Origin of the sequence: Dyadobacter sp. LHD-138 (assembly GCF_030929615.1) — a bacterium.
In the GTDB taxonomy this organism is placed as follows: Bacteria; Bacteroidota; Bacteroidia; order Cytophagales; family Spirosomataceae; genus Dyadobacter.
The window spans coordinates 32,030-50,203 of sequence record NZ_JAVFVU010000048.1 but is presented as its reverse complement, the minus strand read 5'-3'; the positions used below and the strand labels follow the sequence as shown (position 1 = coordinate 50,203).

Below are 18,174 nucleotides of genomic sequence, written 5' to 3'. Positions count from 1 at the left end.
AAAGCGTTCCGTTCCACCTCACGGGGTGTCAGGGATATTTCATTCTTCCTTTTCAGACTATCCAAACTCTACGCATGAAGTCCCGATTCAATTCCCCCCAAGAATTTGGCTTGTTCCCTTAAGTCTGAGTCGTTAAAATTCAATTCTTGATCCATTTTTTCCGGTCAATAAATATTAGGAAACAAAAACAGAAAAAAGGTTACATATCTTCTCGAAAAATGATAATTATTTTCGGACGAAATGTTACATTTACTCTATATAACCTAAATGCCCCCGTAAATGAAAATCGACGTAAAAATTAAGAAAAGAGACCGGGAACGGACCAAGGGAAAAATCCTCAAGGCCGTCGGAGAAGTAATTGAACAACATGGTACCGAAAAAGTCGGCGTCAATTTGATTGCACGCACAGCCGGCGTCAACAAAGTTCTGATTTACAGATACTTTGAAAGTGTGGACGGCCTGATGGAACAGTATGTAAAATCAGGAGAATACACTTCGACCATGGGTGATGATTACATTGAAAACATGCCCATCGTCCCTCCCGACGAACGCAGAAAAGCATTGACAGGCCTGATGCAGACTTTCCTGACAGATTTAAGGGAGCGCAAGGCGACCCGTGATTTGTTAAGATGGGAAATCGGCACCGGCAAATCGATGCTTTCAGATGCAAGGAATCAGATTGCTGCAAGGATTGTCGACAAAGTGGGTGAATTGCCCGACTTTAAAGACACAAGCGCTCTGATGGCCTTTTTAACGGCAGGAATCTACTACATGACGATCGCAACAGATTACCGCGAAAAAATGATTGATGTAGACCTGCACACAGACGAGGGCTGGAAAAGAATTGAAAATGTGATTGAAAGAATTATCGCCACCATTGCTTAAAACGTAAATCCGCTAATATCGGGGTCCTTCAGAAATGTAAAATTCTGAAGGACTCTTTTTTGTGGCTCATACCAATAAAACGGAAACCCTTCCCGTATATTTGCAGCACGGAGATCCCCTGAAAATTCAGGTTCAACCATTTTAAAAAAAAACAATCTTCGTTGACGAGTCAAAAATTATGAGTGTTCTTAAAAAACTTGCCGGAGATACCGTCATGTATGGCGTGAGTACTATATTGGGAAGAATGCTCAATTATCTTCTTGTTCCACTGCATACACAGCTATTTTTACCTGAACAACTCGCCTCACAAGTACAACTATACACCTATGCCGGGCTTTTGATGATTGTCTATACTTTCGGCATGGAAAGTGCTTATTTTTATTTCTCGAGAAAGGAAGGTGACCGTCAAAAATATTATAATCTCGTTTTAAGTGCGGTTATCCTGGTCAGTCTTTTCTTTTCAAGCGGCATTTTTCTGTTTGCTGAGGACGTGGCCAACTTAATTCATTACCCCGAAGAAGTTACACTGGTGCGCTGGATGTCCATCGTCATGGCTATTGATGGCATTGTTGCCATTCCTTTCGCCAGACTAAGATTTGAAAAGAAAGCCAAGAAGTTTGTTGCGGCCAAAATTATCAATATACTGATGAACATCGGGCTCAATTTCTTTTTCCTGATTATTTGCCGTGATATACATGCGGATAAGTATTTAACAATTTTCAAACCCGTAATAGACCTGTTTTACAATCCGGCTGTCGGCGCAGGTTATATCGTTCTGGCCAATTTGATTGCTAACTTCCTGTTTTTCCCGTTCCTGTACAGGGAGTTTGCTGATTTCAAATTCACTTTTAACCTGTCGCTGTTTAAACCTGTGTGGGTTTATGCTTTCCCGTTGTTTATCATGGGTCTGGCAGGTGTAACCAACTCTCTTTTCGATAGGTCATTTCTGCAATATTTACTACCAGCAGACTTTTATCCGGGTCGCACAACAAAACAGGCCATTGGCATCTATGGACAGTGTTTCAAACTATCCATCTTTATGAATCTGGCCATTCAGGCGTTTAAGTATGCAGCGGAGCCGTTTTTCTATTCGAAGGCCGAAGATAAAAATGCACCGTCCGTATTTGCCGATGTGATGAAGTGGTTTATCGTGATCTGCGCGACGATGTGGGTAGGCATTTGCCTTAACCTGCATTTACTGGCCGAAATATTTCTAAGGAACAAAATATTTCACGAAGGATTAGCCGTAGTGCCATGGCTCCTGCTAGGGTTTTTATTTCTGGGGATATACTACAACCTGGCTACCTGGTTCAAGCTCTCGAATAAAACGCAGTACGGCACCTACATAACCCTGACGGGCGCAAGCATTACCATTGCTCTGAACCTGCTTCTCGTGCCACAAATCGGCTACCTGGGCTGCGGTATCGCATTCGCATCATCCGGCCTGGTCATGATGATACTTTGTTATTATTACGGACAAAAATATTATCCGATACCTTACCACCTCAATTCTGCTTTGGGGTATATTTTCGGCGGCGGCGTATTTATTCTGCTGGATGCTTTTTTAATTCCATCAGACTCCCTCGCGGGCTTCGCCTACCACATGCTTTTCTTCGTGCTGTTCTGCATCCTCGTCGTTTTGGCAGAAAGGAAAGCATTACCGCAACGCTACCAGCGTTTTTTAGGCGCCAAATAAACTTATTTATTCGCATTTTCTTTTGCCGCGTCCCTTAACAGTTTGTTGGCAAAAATAAATTCGTTCATTTCCGGTACCCCGGTATTGGTAATATCAGCATTAAGCCCTTCCCAAAGCTTATCGCCCTGGTAAAGAAAAATAATATTCTGTCCGATCTCCATAACGGAGTTCATGTCGTGGGTGATGATGACGGTTGTAATTTTGTATTCTTCGGTGATTTCCTTAATCAGCTCATCGATCTTGACGGAGGTAAGCGGATCCAGGCCCGAGTTGGGTTCATCACAAAATAAATACCTTGGATTCATTACGATCGCCCGCGCGATACCCACCCGTTTTTTCATCCCCCCGCTTATTTCAGAAGGCATTCTTTTTCCTGTTCCTTCCAGCCCTACCCGCTGAAGACAAAATTCAACCCGCTCCTTTTTCTCACTGGCCGAAATATCCGTTAACATATCCAGGGGAAAACGTACATTTTCCTCTACGGTCTGTGAGTCAAAAAGCGCGCCACCCTGAAATAAAACGCCCATTTCACGACGAATCGCCTGGCGTGTATCTTTGTCTGAATTATAAAAATCACGGCCGCTGTAAAAAACACTCCCCCGATCCGGCTTGATCAGCCCGATCATCGTTTTCAGCAAAACACTTTTCCCGGTACCGCTTCCGCCAATGATCAGGTTTGTTTCGCCTTCCCGGAATGTGCTTGTTATCCCTTTTAGTACTTCCTTGCCGTTGAATGCTTTCGCTATATCTTTTATTTCAATCATTTTCCTGGTTATTAAAGATCAAAAATAGCCATACGCTGTTATCGATTTAAAGACGCCGGCCATTGAAATCCATTATAATAAAAGCTGCGCTAATAAATAATCTGCTATCAAAATAGAAATACAGCTGTTGGTTACAGCCTGCGTACTGGACCTCCCCACTTCAAGCGCACCTCCCTGCGTAAAAAACCCCTGGAAAGATGATATGGTGGCAATTAAAAATCCGAATACAAAGGGTTTAACACACATGAAAAAGAGGTTATACGGCACAAATGAGTCCCGGATTCCATATAAATAATCTCTTTCAGTGATCACACCGGTAAGTGTCCCGGCCAGATACCCGCCAAAAATCCCGAGAAAAGCGGCCAGAATAACCAGCATAGGGAAAGTGAACATTGCAGCCAGTACCTTCGGAAGCACCAGATAAGACGAAGAATTAATTCCCATCACTTCCAGCGCGTCAATTTGCTCGGTAATACGCATCGTACCCAGTTCACTGGCAATATTCGACCCCACTTTTCCCGCCAAAACAATGCAGGTGATCGTGGGCGCAAGTTCCAGAATTTGCATATCGCGCACAATCAGCGCGACTGTGGACACCGGAATAATAGGGCTTACAAGGTTATAAGCCGTTTGTATACACGACACCGCGCCGATAAAAGTGGAAACAATCGCAACAATAAAGATGGAGCTGACCCCTATTCCTACACTTTCTTCCATGAACCGTCGCCAATAGACCGACAATTTTTCACCTTTTCCAAAGAGGGACCCTAAAAAAATAAAGTATTTTCCGATTACAGACATAGTATCTTAATTGTATTCAATATTTTCGGGAAAATTAGACAAAAAAAGAGCTAAACAGAAAAATGAATCCATTAGTAGTGATAACAGGTGGTACAAAAGGTATTGGAAAGGCATTGATTGAAGCATTTCTGGCCGGGGGGTTTGACATTATCACCTGCGCAAGAAACGAAAACGATCTGTCTACATTACAAAATGAAATGAAGGAGCAGTTCCCGGGATCTTCGGTTTTTTTCCAAAAAGCTGATCTTTCCTTAAGAAATGAACTGAACGGATTTATCGATTTTATAAAATCCCGGAAACGGCCGGTGGATGTGCTGATCCATAACACCGGCGTTTTCATTCCCGGCCAGGTGCATAACGAAACCGAAGGTACGCTGGAAAAAACAATAGAAACCAATTTATACAGTGCTTATCACCTCACCCGCGGCGTGATCGACGAGATGATCCGGGTAAAAAAGGGTCATATTTTCACCATTTGTTCGACGGCCAGCATTACGGCTTATCCAAACGGGGGCTCCTATTGCATTTCAAAATTTGCGCTGTACGGAATGACAAAAGTTTTGCGTGAAGAAATGAAGCCGCATGGTATAAAAGTAACGTCCGTTCTTCCGGGCGCAACACTCACCGACAGCTGGAAAGGGACGGAGCTGCCCACGGAAAGATTTATCGATCCGAAAGATGTCGCCGAAGCGATCTGGTCGGCCTATTCGCTCTCTTCCAGAGCAGTGCTGGAAGAAATTTTAATAAGACCACAGCTGGGAGATCTCGATTGATTAGTGAAGAATGCAGCATTTTTGTTAAATTGCCGCATTTTTAAAATTATTTATAAAACCCTTATTTCATTTCATGGAACAATACCTTGGTATAGACGTGGGCGGTACTAACGTAAAAATGGGGATCGTTGACGCTACAAATGGGAGAATTTCTAATTTTTATAGCCACGATACCGCTAGCTGGCGCAGTTCAGGACACTTTATAGAACGACTCGGTGACGCCATCGCTTTGCAGCTGGTTGAACATACGGAAGTTAAAAGAGTAGGAATAGGCGTTCCCGGCCTGATCTCGCGTGACCGTACCACATTGTTGGAAATCACTGCGATTCCAGAAATTGACGGTATCACAATTGTTCCGGATCTAAAGGCTCGTTTTCCTCAACATGATTTTTTTCTTGAAAATGATGCCAATGCAGCAGCATTGGGGGAATATTATTTTGGCGAAGACAAACTTCCTGAAGACTATATTTTTGTAACCCTTGGAACGGGTATCGGTGGCGCTGCCATTATTGATAAAAAAGTTTTCAAAGGCGGAGGCGGAAACGCAATGGAACCAGGACACGTACCTTCAAAAGGAGGAAAAGTACTGGAACGTAATATCGGAAAGAAAGAGCTTCTGGATATGGCACATGCCATGAGAGAAAATTTCACCGGAAAAACACAATTGCCAGACAACGGTACAATTTCTACAACGGGATTGGTAGCGGCAGCGGGGGCTGGTGACGAACTGGCTAAGCAGATCTTCCATGAAATGGGTTATCTTTTAGCTGAAGGCTTGGTTTCCATGGTAAGAATTCTCGACATTACGACAATCCTGATTGGCGGAGGTATTTCTGCTTCCTTTGAATATATTTTACCAGCGATCAACGAAAGATTTGAATACTGGCTCACTCCATATTACATGAAGACTATCAGCATCAAAAGAGCAACGCTGGCAAATGACGCCGGATTGCTGGGTGCAGCATCACTGTGTTTTGAATAAGGATCTTTCTATCTGTTATTCTGCCAGGGCATAGTAAAAATTTATCGATGAAGTTCCTCAAACCCGGGTCTGATGAAGAAAAGACCTGGAAAGGTTTCCTATTTTACCGTTTTCAAAATACCTAACGTCATAATGAATGGATCAGGAAACTGGTCTGATATATATAAAGGCAATCGTCAGACAAAATCCGGGATATCCGGGTCATTGTTTGACGATTGTTTTTGATACCTGAACGATCAGCGGTTATACCAATAAATCGGAATCAGCGTATTACCTACCTGAAGGTGAAAATGTTGAACACGATACAGTTTAGATGGCGGACAATATATTCTGAAAGTTCACACAGCCGAAAAAACCAGCGCACATAAGGTTTTAGTGGTAAAATAATTTGTCTTGTTTCCTATTGCTGGCCGTAAAAAGCCAGTGATTGTCAAACATGGCAAGAAACCACAAAACCATGATCATGGGCAGAGAATATTTATCCCACGACAGCTGTGCTTTCCCCAATAACAAGATGTTGATCAGCACCACACAGCTTGTGAGGTTGAAATAGGGCGAGAAAAACCGCATCATGGTAATCAGCATTAAAAGTCCGAAAACGATCTGCTTGAAAAACCCAGTGATGCCAATTGTCATAAAAAGCTGATCCACATAACCCAGGTACGGCCAGGTAAAATAGGGATTGTAGGCTTGTTTTGCAGGGAAAAGCGTGATCAATGCCCCGATCAGGATTATATATCCGATAAACAAACGCGGATGATTTTTCGGAAAATCAATGAAATACCGGAGGTTACGGGTGATTAAAACTTCCGGGATGATGTAATAAACCGCCAGGCAGGCCGAGGAATAAATCACGTATCCGAAATTGTACTGAATAAGTTTGTCCGAATCGTAATACTGCATGGTCATCACAGCCGCAGGTGCCGGACCTTTCCATAATAAAACCCAGGGAACAATACTTAACACTGCCAGGGCGTACGGCAACCATGTTTTATCCGTTAATAAACCGGTAAAAAACTGCTTCACACTGAAACCCTTTTTCAGGAGTTCCAGGCATTCATAGGCCACGATCGCAGCCGGGAATGCCAGCATATATTGTCTGCTCGCAACGGCGCCAATGAAAAACAGCATCCCCCACCCGTGCGCTTTCCGGATATAGGCCACTACACCGGCCAGTACGCCAATCATCGCAAAAATATCCGTATAGTAATAAACACTGCACAAATAGTAGTTCGGAAAAATCATTAACCCCGCCAGACATAGAAAAAACCGTTTTGAATGATCGGGGCTTCCCCAGACAAAAATCATCAGCAGTGCAAAACTCACGGCAAATGTCAGCAAACGCAGGCACTGGATATTTTCTCCAAAAACACTTACTACCCATCCCCCCAGAATAAAAGGCACCGGCGTATTGAGTTCTCCATAACTTTTCAATAAATCCAGAGACGGGATTGGCTCTTTGCTAAAGAAAACAGCCGTAGGCAGGTAGTGATGTTCGTCCTGATACTTCTCTCCGAGAAAATTCTGTTTCAGAAAAAAAATGGCAATGAAAATAATTAAAATACCAAATGATGTGTACAGTTTTTGAGAACGCATAAGTATATCTTTTATATAAAATTAACCTCGGCATTTAAACGGATACCGAACTTCTCTTCGATGGACTGCTGAATTTTTTGTGACAATAATTTAATTTCTCCCCCGCTTCCACCGCCGTAGTTAACCAGTACAAGCGCCTGCCGTGCGTGCACGCCTATCGCGCCATCACGATATCCCTTCCAACCCGCTTGTTCGATAAGCCAGCCTGCCGGAACTTTGACAAATCCCTCACCTGCCGGATAACCTGGCAATGCCGGAAAATCATTTTTTAAGCGGTTAAATTGCTCTTCAGGTATTTCGGGGTTTTTGAAAAAACTTCCCGCATTCCCGATTTCTGCCGGATCGGGCAATTTACTTCTGCGGATACGGATCACGGCTTCGCTTACCGCTTTGATGGAAAGTGTCTGCACACCCATTTCTTCCAGCGTTTTTTGAATATCACCGTAGGTAACCTGATAAGCCGGCTTTTTATTCAGACGGAACAACACACCGGTAATAATATACTGGCCTTTTAATTCATGTTTGAAGATACTTTCACGATAACCGAACAAACATGCGTCATTCGAAAACACTTTTGACGTTGCGTCTTCGAATGAAATTGTTTCCACCGTTTCCACTACCGCTTTTATTTCTACACCATAGGCTCCGATATTTTGCATTGGCGCAGCGCCAACCGTTCCCGGAATCAGCGACAGGTTTTCCACACCGGCATATCCGTTATCCACACAATACATCACGAAGTCATGCCACATTTCTCCCGCACCGACATGCAGCCATATATGGTCATTGTCTTCCTTTACTTTTTCGATGCCTTTTATGGAAATTTTGATCACCAGTGCATCAATATCCTGTGTAAGCAAGATGTTACTTCCTCCGCCCAGAATAAATTTTGGCACCGCACGCAGTTCAGGATTCTTAATAATCGCTGTTAATGACTCCACCGACTTTACTTCTTCAAAAGACTGCGCCCGGGATTCCAGCCCGAAAGTATTCAGATTACGCAGGGAAACGTTATGTTGCATTTGTCCGGATTGTATTCAATAAGTAAGCAAAGTTAGGTATTAGATTCAAAATAGCACGCCGACGTGGTTTATCTCTCCAATTTTGGTTAAGTTTGTAAGTTCATTACGAATTGTTTTATCCATGTCGCTCAAAAGGAAAATATTTTTGCTGGTGATTCCACTAAGTTTTCTGGCCCTGTCAGGATGCAGCAAAAAGACTACGCCGGGCGGCACGACGACAACAGAATATCGGGAAGACCTCTCGTCGGTAAGGCCACGTTTTGAATATGTTGAACCCAGCATCATAAAAAAGGCGGAGTCAAAACCAGGTGTAACTGAAACTTCACCCAAAGGGTCTAGCGACAAACCTCTATATGTTAATAAAAGACTGGAAACCGTTCTGGACACCATGGCCCAGCAAAATAAGGCCATTAAATACATAAGCGGATACAGGATACAACTTTATGTTGGCAACGTTCGTCAGGAAGCGGACAATGCAAAGGCATACATTTACCAGTCTTTCCCCGATTTGAATCCTTATGTCTCCTATTCGCAGCCTACTTACCGGGTTAAAGCCGGTGATTTTATGTACCGAAGCGATGCGGAACAATATCTGGAACAAATCAGGGCGCAATATTCCTCAGCCGTTATTCTGGCTGACCGCGTGGAAATAAAACGGAGCCTGCTCATACGCGTGCCCGCTGAATAGATTAGAATTCAGAAATAGGCTAATAATTTTATCTTTGTATTTTATATACATACTAATTGACGATGAAGAAGGCATTAATTACAGGTATTACAGGACAGGACGGGGCATATTTGGCTGAATTGCTATTAAGTAAAGGGTATGAAGTGCACGGTATCAAACGCCGCAGCTCCCTTTTCAATACCCAAAGAATTGATCACATTTATGAAGATCCGCATGAAAAAAATGTGCGTTTTCACTTACACTACGGTGATCTGAGTGATTCTACGAACATCATCCGGATTATCCAGGAAGTCCAGCCAGACGAGATTTACAACCTTGGTGCGATGTCGCACGTTCAGGTTAGTTTTGAAGAACCTGAGTATACCGCCAATGTGGACGGAATTGGTACACTTCGTATTCTTGAAGCGGTTCGTTTATTGGGTTTAACCAAGAAAACGCGTATTTACCAGGCCTCGACTTCTGAGTTATATGGTTTGGTTCAGGAAGTTCCTCAGTCTGAGCGTACGCCGTTTTATCCTCGTTCACCTTATGCAGTAGCGAAGTTATACGGATACTGGATTACGGTCAATTACCGTGAAGCTTATGGTATGTATGCCGTAAATGGTATTCTTTTCAACCACGAATCTCCTTTACGCGGCGAAACTTTTGTAACCCGTAAAATCACAAGGGCCGTTGCAAGAATTGCACTGGGCTTGCAGGAAAAAGTTTTCCTTGGAAACCTTGACGCGCAACGCGACTGGGGACATGCGAAAGACTTCGTGGAAGCGATGTGGCTTATTCTTCAACAGGAAGTAGCGGAAGATTTTGTAATTGCTACCGGCGTTACAACCCGTATCCGTGAGTTTGTACGTATGGCTTTTGCCGAAGTAGGCGTAGAACTGGAATTCATTGGCGAAGGTGTGAACGAAATCGCGAAAGTTGTTAAATGCAACGATCCGAATTACCAGATCAAAATCGGTCAGGAAGTTGTTGCGATCGACCCTAAATATTTCCGCCCGACAGAAGTTGAATTGTTGATTGGTGATCCTACCAAATCAATGACCAAGCTGGGCTGGAAACCTAAATATGATTTGAAAGCGCTGGTAAATGACATGGTTTCTGCCGATTTGACCTTGTTCAAAAAAGATCAGATCCTTGAAAACAGCGGTCACCGTGTGATGAACTATTACGAATAGAATATCCGGTTGATATAAGAGAAAAGCCTCAGGAATCATCCTGAGGCTTTTCTCTTATATCATGTTTTGATTAATTATATCGACGGGATCGCTTTACCGATGTTAAGCAATGTCTTCGGATCCTGATATCCGATCACCTGTTTCACAATCTGTCCATCAGGATTGATGAAAAATAAAGTCGGATAACCTTCCAATGGGTATTTTTTTGCCAGTTTTGGACCTTCGCCGCTTTCCATATCCACTTTTACATTGATAAATTTCTGATTGAATAATGCCCCAACTTCAGGTTTGGTAAAAACATTTTTCTGCAACAATTTACACGGTCCGCACCAGGTTGTATAGGCATCAAGAAAAACAATTTTCTTTTCTGCTTTTGCCTTTTTCAATATTGCCGCCCACGACCCTTCCGTAAACTTGATACCAACATCTTTGTTTGAATCTTTTTTGTCGCCATCGTTCGCATAAGCTGTGGAAAAAGCCAGAGCCACCACGAACAGCAGCGAAATCATTTTTTGAAAACCTTTCATTACCTGCTTATATTATAGTTTGAATAAATACTTAACGAAATCACCCACCTGATTTATTTCATTAAACCAATTCTTAACCAATAGGTTCAACGGCTCATCATTTAAAATGGAGGACGAACATAACTATTTTTCCTGTAAAAAAGCACCCTCGCAGAATAATTGCAAGGGTGCCGGTTCATTGGGCTTGTACAACTTCTAATGGCAAGAGAAGTTTTTTCTTATTACTATTTACTGATGACCACTTTATAGCTACTGGTTGCACCAGTTAAGCCGGTAACATTTACGGCATACAACCCCGCTGGTAAATTTTTAACATCAACCCCGTCAACCGGTTCTTTTGACGATTGGAACAGGGTTTTGCCGTTCAGGTCCGAAAGAGTAATCCGGCCGATTTTACTCCAGTCTTTTACTTTGAAATAAAGGCGGTCTGCTACCGGATTCGGATAAACCGCGGTAATGTCCGAAACTTCGATTGTCACACTGCGGATCGTGCTGTATGCAAATGTACCATCTGAATCATTCATTTTCAAACGGTATAAATTTTGCCCGTCGACCGGATTTGAGTCCGTAAACGTATAGTTTTCCTTTAAAATGCTCTCGCCCCTCGCTTTCACATTCCCGATATTGGACCAGCCTTTTCCATTAAGACTGTGTTCAATATCAAAACTTTCACTGTTGGTTTCCTGTGTAGTAGCCCAGTTCAAAAGCACTGTTTCATTCTCCTTTGTCGTCGTGAAACTGACCAGCGTAACAGGCAATGGCGTAGAACCTTCATAAATCCCTGCGTCGATCGTCATGTTATCTCGCTTAACATCGCCGGAAGGAAAGGAGGTATCAATGGTAATCTCATCGCTGAAATTGCCGTTATCCGGATTCGAGTCACTGTCTTCATCCGCGCCAACGCCCGACTTTTTGAAATAGGTAAAGAAGGCCTTTCCCAATGCCGGCAAGATAAACTGAACCTTGTATTTCCCTGTTGATAAATCGTCAAAAAGATATTTTCCGTACTGGTCGGTTACAGCGCCCGTTTGTGCGGTCAAGGTGCCGTTATCCGACACATACTTATACAGCTGAACTTTTAGCCCGGATACCGGAAGCTCTGTCTTTCCTTGTTTTCCATCACGGTCGGTATCATACCAAACATAATCTCCAATCGATCCAAAGGCCTCTTCCTTTACACAGGTTCTTTTAACAACTTTATAAACCGTGGTGATTTGCGGGTTATTGTTTCTCTTTTCATCGAAATCATGTCCGGTCGTATTTTCATCCCAGAAAAACATATCGGTCCCGTTGTAACCGCCATCACTGTTAATAACACTTTTGCCATTGGCTACCACAATGGCTCCCCCATAACCGGAGATTTTCTTATCGATCGTTAAATCCCCGTCCGTGATTATAATGGTTCCGTTATTGAAAGCTGCACCGCGAATGTTCACATTTCCTTTAATCGACATACAGCCGTTATTCTCAAACTCTTTGCCCGCTCCCTTATCCCCGATAATAAATTCACAAGCCGATGAGCCGAATTTTCCGCAGAGGGTATTGATCTCCCCGTCGTTCAGGATAGAGCCGTGGTTGTAAAAATAGCGGCTGATATTAATAACGCCCGATGTTTCATTTTTAAAACGTTTGGCATCCGCATTTTCCAGGCTGCCGAATTCCATCGTTCCCCAGTTGCAGATCACCGTATTACTGCCAAAAACCACCATGGAAGGCGCCGTTGCGATCAGCTTTGAGTCCGGTCCGAAATTGTAAAACGCAAATGAATCCCGAAACTGGACGTTGCCGGTATTGGTGAAAGTCGTCGTGCCCTGATTATTGATGAGCAACTTACCGCCAATTCCATTTGTATTTGTGGCCAGCACACCACCCGTCTGGACATTGATGTAGGACGCAACACTGGAATTAAAGTTATCGTTGCTGTTATAATTGAAAGTTCCGTAGACATTGATATTAACGGAACCGTTGAAATTGGTCTGGTTTGTCTGTGTCCACGTAACGCCTGGCGCAAGACAAATGACGTTACCCGTATTGCTGATATTTAATGTAATGTTGCCCACATTCGAAGAAATGAGCAGCGTTTTATTTCCATCAAGGGTGTATTGTCCGCCGGTAACCGCTGTAAAATTCCCTGCCGGGCATTGCGCATGCAGGTTATCAGCCAAAACCACACACAGGCCAATCAGAAGCCATTGGTAAATTATTGCTTTCATGAGTACTAGAGTTGGGTAATAAAAGTTTTCAATCTGTTTTGCAACAGTTTATTGAAAATGGCCGGATTCAGAGCGTCCGGCCCGTTACGATGGTTTATATTAAAATCTTTATTCCTGTTGTGAAATATGGATCGGCATTTTGAACGTATTGTTCGACTTGTCTTTTTCCTTATAAATTCCGGTCGGGTCCACCTCGACTTCAAGTATATAATCGCCTGATTTCAAACCTTTTGGCAACGAAACATATTGCCCCTCATACATCATTCCGTAGGTATCATAGCCTCCCACACTGATGCCCTGTTTCAGGGATTTACAGTCCATGTAATTGCCCAGACCATAATTCACGAGATTTTTGTCTCCGTAGGTCTTGCCGTTCAGGACACAAATACTGTCGCTATTATTACAAATTCCGGAGTCAAACAGACAATAACTCACTTTACTGCCCTTTGAAACCAGCTCTCTTTTCAGGACATTTCCTTTCTTATCCTTGATTTCCTTCACAACCCGGAACTCAACCCAGTCATCCACGTGATAATGGTTATGACCCGGTTTATCGTCAAAATAATTAGTACCGGCGATCCGGTCCTGCCATTCAATTTTATTACCGTTTTTCTTATAAATCCTCTGGTTAATCTGCTGACGGGGATGTGTTTCATCGTTACAAATCACCATTGAATCCTTAACTTCCTCACTGCCGCAATACCACTTGTTATTACCAAAGGTTTCCATCGGCCCCTCTCCAATATTGGCAATAGAAGCAGCCAGCCGCAATTGTCCCGGATAATAGGGATCGTTCCAGGGATATTCTTTTACCTGATCCAGCGTAAGCCTCGGCAGAATAATCAGATCCGGAAGCAATTCACAACCCTCACCGCCATCAGCACATTTACAGGCAGTTCCGTCTTCCATCGAACAGGGACTAACATCGGTATTGGGTGTTGGATTTTCGCTAAATTCCAGCGTTACAAAATTCAAAGCACCTTTTTCACCTGTTCTCAGGTCCTGAACCATCAGATACCAGGTCCCGTTTGGATCTTGTCCGTTGTTCAGAAACGTCATCCTGCCATCAGGAATATACTCGCCCGTAAAAGGTGCGCCCGCCTGATGCACATAGCCTGAAAAGCCATTTGACCGGAAACAGGTGTTTGTGTAATGCCGACCTCTATCCTTTCCATTGCGGTTTGTAAGCCAGATACTGGTTCCATCCGGGCTTATGAGCTCAATTTTAAGATCAGAAACCTTGGGATGAAGAATTGTAAAACAAATTTTGGCAATCCCGAAATTCTTATCAATTTTCGAATGCAGCCCACTTACTTCTATTGGAAATGAATCTATCTTAAATCCGCCTTTAAAATCATGTATAACACCACCCGTTCCATAGAAACTCTGACCGGAAGCAAAAACAGTCATACTTAGAAAAAGTATGACCATTAAGTAAAACTTTACTAAGGCAAAACGGGACATTCCCCGCCTGATACACGCATTCATTGACATTTAATTCTGATAGTTGGGCCGGCAGTTAACATGAGCATGATAAAATCAACAAAAGTCTCATTTCTTCTACAAGCCCCGGGGTTTACGCGGCAAACTGATATTCACATCAAAAATAGAACAATTTCTACTCCTGAATATCCTGTTGCAAATCTAAAACCATTTATTATCAATACTTTAAGAATGAATTGGAAATTATAACGTATTACTTATGAATTGATCTCGAATTAATTTTATATCAATACGACATATACTTTTTCCTTGCTGTAAAACTAATGTAGCTATACGTCACTTATTAGTCCTTTAAAATTCCAGCTTTCCTGCGCTGCCTTGTAGTAGCAAATGAAATTTCGGCCTCATGTGCCGTATAATTCCCTGATAAAAAGAAAACCCGTACCTTTGCCCGGAAAAAAATAACCTACCGTCATGAAAATTCAAGATGCCAGATATGTGATGAGCAATTCTGATTATGAGAAATGCCCTCAACCTGATTTGCCGGAATACGCATTCATTGGACGCTCTAACGTGGGAAAATCCTCCCTGATTAACATGCTGACTTCCAAAAAGTCGCTTGCCAAGACCTCACAACAACCGGGAAAAACGCAGCTTATCAACCATTATTTCATCAACGAACAATGGTATCTTGTCGATTTACCGGGCTATGGATATGCCAAAGTGAGCAAAACCGAGCGTGAGAAGTGGGAGAAAATGATCGGCGATTATCTGCATAACCGTTCTAATCTGGTTTGTACCTTTGTTTTAATTGACATACGTCATGAGGCGTTGGCAGTTGATCTGGAATTCATGGAACAATTAGGCCAGGCTGGCATTCCTTTTCACATCATTTTTACCAAAGCCGATAAGCTTAAAGTATACCAGCAAGAGGAACAAGTAAAAAAATACAAAGAAAAACTTGGGGAAATCTGGGAAGAAATTCCTCCGATGTTTGTTACCTCTGCCGAAAAAAATGAAGGAAGAGATGCAATTCTTGAGACAATAGAATCTTATAATCAAACGTTTGAGAAAACGAGCGTCGAATAAGGTTGCTTACCGACCAATCTTTCCGTTATTTTGCGGAAATTTTAATTTTGTCATCAATCGTTATCAGGTGTTTTTTCCGCTCCGGTATTTTTTATTTCACTGGAATATAAATGCTTTGATCACTGTCATGACACCGAAAAGACATTAAATAAAGAGACCACTAATAGCACAAACAAAAAGGATGAGCGAGAAAGTAGAATCAACAGGAATGGAATTGTTGAAGGAGATAGCAAACGTGTCAGGGAAAGGCGGATTGTTCCGTATTCTGAAACCAAGCCGCGCAGGTGTCATTGTAGAAAGCCTGGATGAAAAACATGAAAAATCACTGATCGGGCCTACTGCCCGTGTTTCTGTTTTGAAAGACGTTTCTATTTTTACAGATGGCGAAGAGGAATCTGCTCCTTTGGCTGACGTATTTCTTAAAATCAGAGAAGTGCACGGCGAACAAATTGCCGTTCAGATCAAGAGCGCATCGGATAAGGACCTTATTGAGTTTTTGAACGAAATCCTTCCTGATTTCGACCGTTCAAGAGTTTACGTATCGGATATCAAAAAAGTGATCACCTGGTATAACCTGTTGTCTAAACACGTACCTGAGCTTTTTGTAGCCGCTACGGAAGAAACACCAGTGGAAGCTGAGAAAAACGAAGCTTAAAACTGAAAATGTATACGTGATAACGCAAAGCCCCGCCTGAACGACGGGGTTTTTGCATTATCTTTTCCCGACTGCGCACTATAATGACGAACCTTTCGCGATACATCGACCATACACTCCTTTCACCGGTTGCCAGTGAAACCAACATCCGTAAGTTGTGTGAGGAAGCGTGGATTCATCAGTTTAAAGCGGTTTGCGTCGCTCCTACCTATGTTTCGTACACCAAGGAAATGTTTGAGTTTTGCCCGGTAAAAATTGAAATTGCGACGGTTATCGGGTTTCCGCTTGGTTATTCAACTACGGAAACAAAAGTATCCGAGGCGAAAAATGCCATGCGCGATGGGGCAACCGAGCTGGACGCGGTGATTAATATCGCCCAGTTCAAATCCATGGCATATCTCAGCATCCGCGAAGAACTCAGGCAACTGACAGCAATCGCCCATGCACACGACGCCATACTTAAAGTGATTATCGAAACCGCTTATCTGGATTCTTTTGAGCTTTACACCGCCTGTGAAATATGTGCAGAAGCCAAAGTCGATTTTGTAAAAACATCAACCGGATTTGCCCCCAACGGCGCCGATATCGATACGGTAAAAAAAATGCGGTCGATTTTGCCAGCGGAAATAAAGATCAAAGCATCCGCCGGCATCAAAACATATGAACAGGCCATGGCTTTTATCGAAGCCGGGGCCGACAGAATAGGAACATCATCGGGCGTGCTGATCGTCTCTGAAAAATGAAACCAAGGGTTTTGCTTCTCAGTACGGTACATCCACCGACCGATCCCAGAATCGTTTACAAGATCGCTCCGTCCCTGTCACCGTTTTATGAAGTAATTTGTGCATTGCCCAACGCTGAGAACCGAAAGACAAATACAGCTATTCAATTCATAAATCTGCCTTATTTCAGGGGTTTGTTACTGAGAATTTTACTCTGTCATCCGGTTTTACTTTGGAGATGCCTGCGTTTTCGTCCCGCAATTGTTCATATCTTTGTACCGGAACTGATTCCTATGGCCTTTTTGTTGCAATGGCTGGGTGCAAAAGTGATTTATGAAGTACAGGAAAATCTTTATAAAAAATTTGCGATCAAACGTTACAACAACGCAGTAATATACCGGCAGTTTTTTAATTTTTTCGATCGGATTGCCCGAAAAAAATTCCACTGCCTCTTTACAGAAGATGCTTATCTGAATGAATATTCAAATCTGGCCCTTCCGCATGCGGTTGTCCATAACTATGTTTCATTACCGTTTATTGATGCTTATGGGAAAACAAAACAGGAGCTAACAGAACCACCGGTATTTTTTTATTCCGGCGTAATTTCCCTGGAACGGTCTTTTGATACCATCATCGAGGCATTAGCCATTTTAAAAGTAAAATACCCTGAGTTTCATTTGCATCTGTTTGGCAGGATTCAGTTTGACTGGAAGGAGGTAAAAAAGTTGCCGCATTATGAAAAAATTCGGCAAAATCTTACTTTTCATGGGTATACGGATCTTCGTAAAGCCCTGCCCTACGCACCAGGCGCCGTCGCAGGAATTGCTTTGTTGAAGCCGGTTGCAGATTATTCGGATTCATATACGACCAAATTGTTTGAATACATGGCATTATCATTGCCCGTAATCACATCCGATTTCCCTCTTTACAGAGAGGTGGTAGAAAAAACAGGCTGCGGGTTTTGTATTTCTCCTTACGATCCGCAGGAACTGTCCAATACCTTTCAGTGGTTAATAGAAAATCCTGAAGGTGGCAGACGAATGGGACAACAGGGGAGAAAAGCAGCAGAAAGCAGGTATAACTGGGCAAACGAAGAACGGATTTTGTTGCGCTTTTATAAAAATTTAATGGAAATCTAAAAAA

17 protein-coding genes are annotated in these 18,174 nt (G+C 42.8%); 10 read left to right on the top strand and 7 right to left on the bottom strand.

Annotation, left to right across the window (positions count from 1 at the left end):
• Nucleotides 1-279 precede the first annotated feature (279 nt).
• Both RB622_RS26685 and RB622_RS26680 read left to right on the top strand, forming a co-directional pair.
• Nucleotides 280-885 (top strand): TetR/AcrR family transcriptional regulator, encoded by a 606-nt coding sequence (locus RB622_RS26685; RefSeq protein ID WP_308049848.1) that lies wholly within the window; start codon nucleotides 280-282, stop codon nucleotides 883-885.
• Between the two features lie 178 nt (nucleotides 886-1,063).
• The gene (locus RB622_RS26680; RefSeq protein ID WP_308049847.1) at nucleotides 1,064-2,581 is read left to right on the top strand and encodes an oligosaccharide flippase family protein; all 1,518 of its coding nucleotides are present in this window, start codon (nucleotides 1,064-1,066) and stop codon (nucleotides 2,579-2,581) included.
• A gap of 2 nt (nucleotides 2,582-2,583) precedes the next feature.
• On the opposite strand, the gene RB622_RS26675 is transcribed toward RB622_RS26680, so the two are convergent.
• Together RB622_RS26675 and RB622_RS26670 are read right to left on the bottom strand one after the other, a co-directional pair.
• Nucleotides 2,584-3,345, bottom strand: coding sequence for an ATP-binding cassette domain-containing protein (locus RB622_RS26675; RefSeq protein WP_308049846.1), 762 nt, complete (start codon nucleotides 3,343-3,345; stop codon nucleotides 2,584-2,586).
• A gap of 72 nt (nucleotides 3,346-3,417) precedes the next feature.
• Nucleotides 3,418-4,146: an ABC transporter permease gene (locus RB622_RS26670; protein WP_308049845.1), complete on the bottom strand. Its 729-nt coding sequence runs from the start codon at nucleotides 4,144-4,146 to the stop codon at nucleotides 3,418-3,420.
• A gap of 62 nt (nucleotides 4,147-4,208) precedes the next feature.
• On the opposite strand from RB622_RS26670, the gene RB622_RS26665 reads away from it, so the two are divergent.
• Complete coding sequence (locus RB622_RS26665; protein WP_308049844.1) at nucleotides 4,209-4,919, top strand: SDR family oxidoreductase; 711 nt, start codon at nucleotides 4,209-4,211, stop codon at nucleotides 4,917-4,919.
• A 73-nt stretch (nucleotides 4,920-4,992) separates the two neighbouring features.
• Nucleotides 4,993-5,901: an ROK family protein gene (locus RB622_RS26660; RefSeq protein WP_308049842.1), complete on the top strand. Its 909-nt coding sequence runs from the start codon at nucleotides 4,993-4,995 to the stop codon at nucleotides 5,899-5,901.
• Between the two features lie 372 nt (nucleotides 5,902-6,273).
• Here the strand turns inward: RB622_RS26660 and RB622_RS26655 are convergent, their stop codons facing one another.
• Nucleotides 6,274-7,497 carry a hypothetical protein gene (locus RB622_RS26655; protein ID WP_308049841.1) on the bottom strand — a complete coding sequence of 408 codons (1,224 nt, stop codon included), beginning with the start codon at nucleotides 7,495-7,497 and terminating at the stop codon, nucleotides 6,274-6,276.
• An 11-nt stretch (nucleotides 7,498-7,508) separates the two neighbouring features.
• Nucleotides 7,509-8,519: a UDP-N-acetylmuramate dehydrogenase gene (gene murB, locus RB622_RS26650; RefSeq protein WP_308049840.1), complete on the bottom strand. Its 1,011-nt coding sequence runs from the start codon at nucleotides 8,517-8,519 to the stop codon at nucleotides 7,509-7,511.
• Nucleotides 8,520-8,640: 121 nt separating this feature from the next.
• Between murB and RB622_RS26645 the strand changes: the two genes are divergently transcribed.
• Together RB622_RS26645 and gmd are read left to right on the top strand one after the other, a co-directional pair.
• Complete coding sequence (locus RB622_RS26645; protein WP_308049839.1) at nucleotides 8,641-9,207, top strand: SPOR domain-containing protein; 567 nt, start codon at nucleotides 8,641-8,643, stop codon at nucleotides 9,205-9,207.
• A 62-nt stretch (nucleotides 9,208-9,269) separates the two neighbouring features.
• Complete coding sequence (gmd, locus tag RB622_RS26640; protein ID WP_308049838.1) at nucleotides 9,270-10,382, top strand: GDP-mannose 4,6-dehydratase; 1,113 nt, start codon at nucleotides 9,270-9,272, stop codon at nucleotides 10,380-10,382.
• A gap of 74 nt (nucleotides 10,383-10,456) precedes the next feature.
• On the opposite strand, the gene RB622_RS26635 is transcribed toward gmd, so the two are convergent.
• From RB622_RS26635 to RB622_RS26625, 3 genes are all read right to left on the bottom strand, one after another.
• Nucleotides 10,457-10,909 (bottom strand): thioredoxin fold domain-containing protein, encoded by a 453-nt coding sequence (locus RB622_RS26635; protein ID WP_308049837.1) that lies wholly within the window; start codon nucleotides 10,907-10,909, stop codon nucleotides 10,457-10,459.
• Between the two features lie 224 nt (nucleotides 10,910-11,133).
• A complete protein-coding gene (locus RB622_RS26630; protein WP_308049836.1) occupies nucleotides 11,134-13,122 on the bottom strand; it encodes an SdrD B-like domain-containing protein in 1,989 nt (662 codons plus the stop codon).
• Between the two features lie 108 nt (nucleotides 13,123-13,230).
• A complete protein-coding gene (locus RB622_RS26625; RefSeq protein WP_308049835.1) occupies nucleotides 13,231-14,532 on the bottom strand; it encodes a proprotein convertase P-domain-containing protein in 1,302 nt (433 codons plus the stop codon).
• 507 nt (nucleotides 14,533-15,039) lie between these two features.
• On the opposite strand from RB622_RS26625, the gene yihA reads away from it, so the two are divergent.
• The 4 genes from yihA to RB622_RS26605 all read left to right on the top strand — a co-directional run bounded on the left by yihA (nucleotide 15,040) and on the right by RB622_RS26605 (nucleotide 18,170).
• Nucleotides 15,040-15,654 (top strand): ribosome biogenesis GTP-binding protein YihA/YsxC, encoded by a 615-nt coding sequence (yihA, locus tag RB622_RS26620; RefSeq protein ID WP_308049834.1) that lies wholly within the window; start codon nucleotides 15,040-15,042, stop codon nucleotides 15,652-15,654.
• 181 nt (nucleotides 15,655-15,835) lie between these two features.
• The gene (locus RB622_RS26615) at nucleotides 15,836-16,309 is read left to right on the top strand and encodes a DUF5606 domain-containing protein (RefSeq protein ID WP_308049833.1); all 474 of its coding nucleotides are present in this window, start codon (nucleotides 15,836-15,838) and stop codon (nucleotides 16,307-16,309) included.
• A gap of 83 nt (nucleotides 16,310-16,392) precedes the next feature.
• Nucleotides 16,393-17,052 carry a deoxyribose-phosphate aldolase gene (gene deoC, locus RB622_RS26610; protein WP_308049832.1) on the top strand — a complete coding sequence of 220 codons (660 nt, stop codon included), beginning with the start codon at nucleotides 16,393-16,395 and terminating at the stop codon, nucleotides 17,050-17,052.
• Nucleotides 17,049-18,170, top strand: coding sequence for a glycosyltransferase (locus RB622_RS26605; RefSeq protein ID WP_308049831.1), 1,122 nt, complete (start codon nucleotides 17,049-17,051; stop codon nucleotides 18,168-18,170). The genes deoC and RB622_RS26605 overlap by 4 nt, the downstream gene beginning before the upstream one ends.
• The last annotated feature ends 4 nt before the right edge of the window (nucleotides 18,171-18,174 follow it).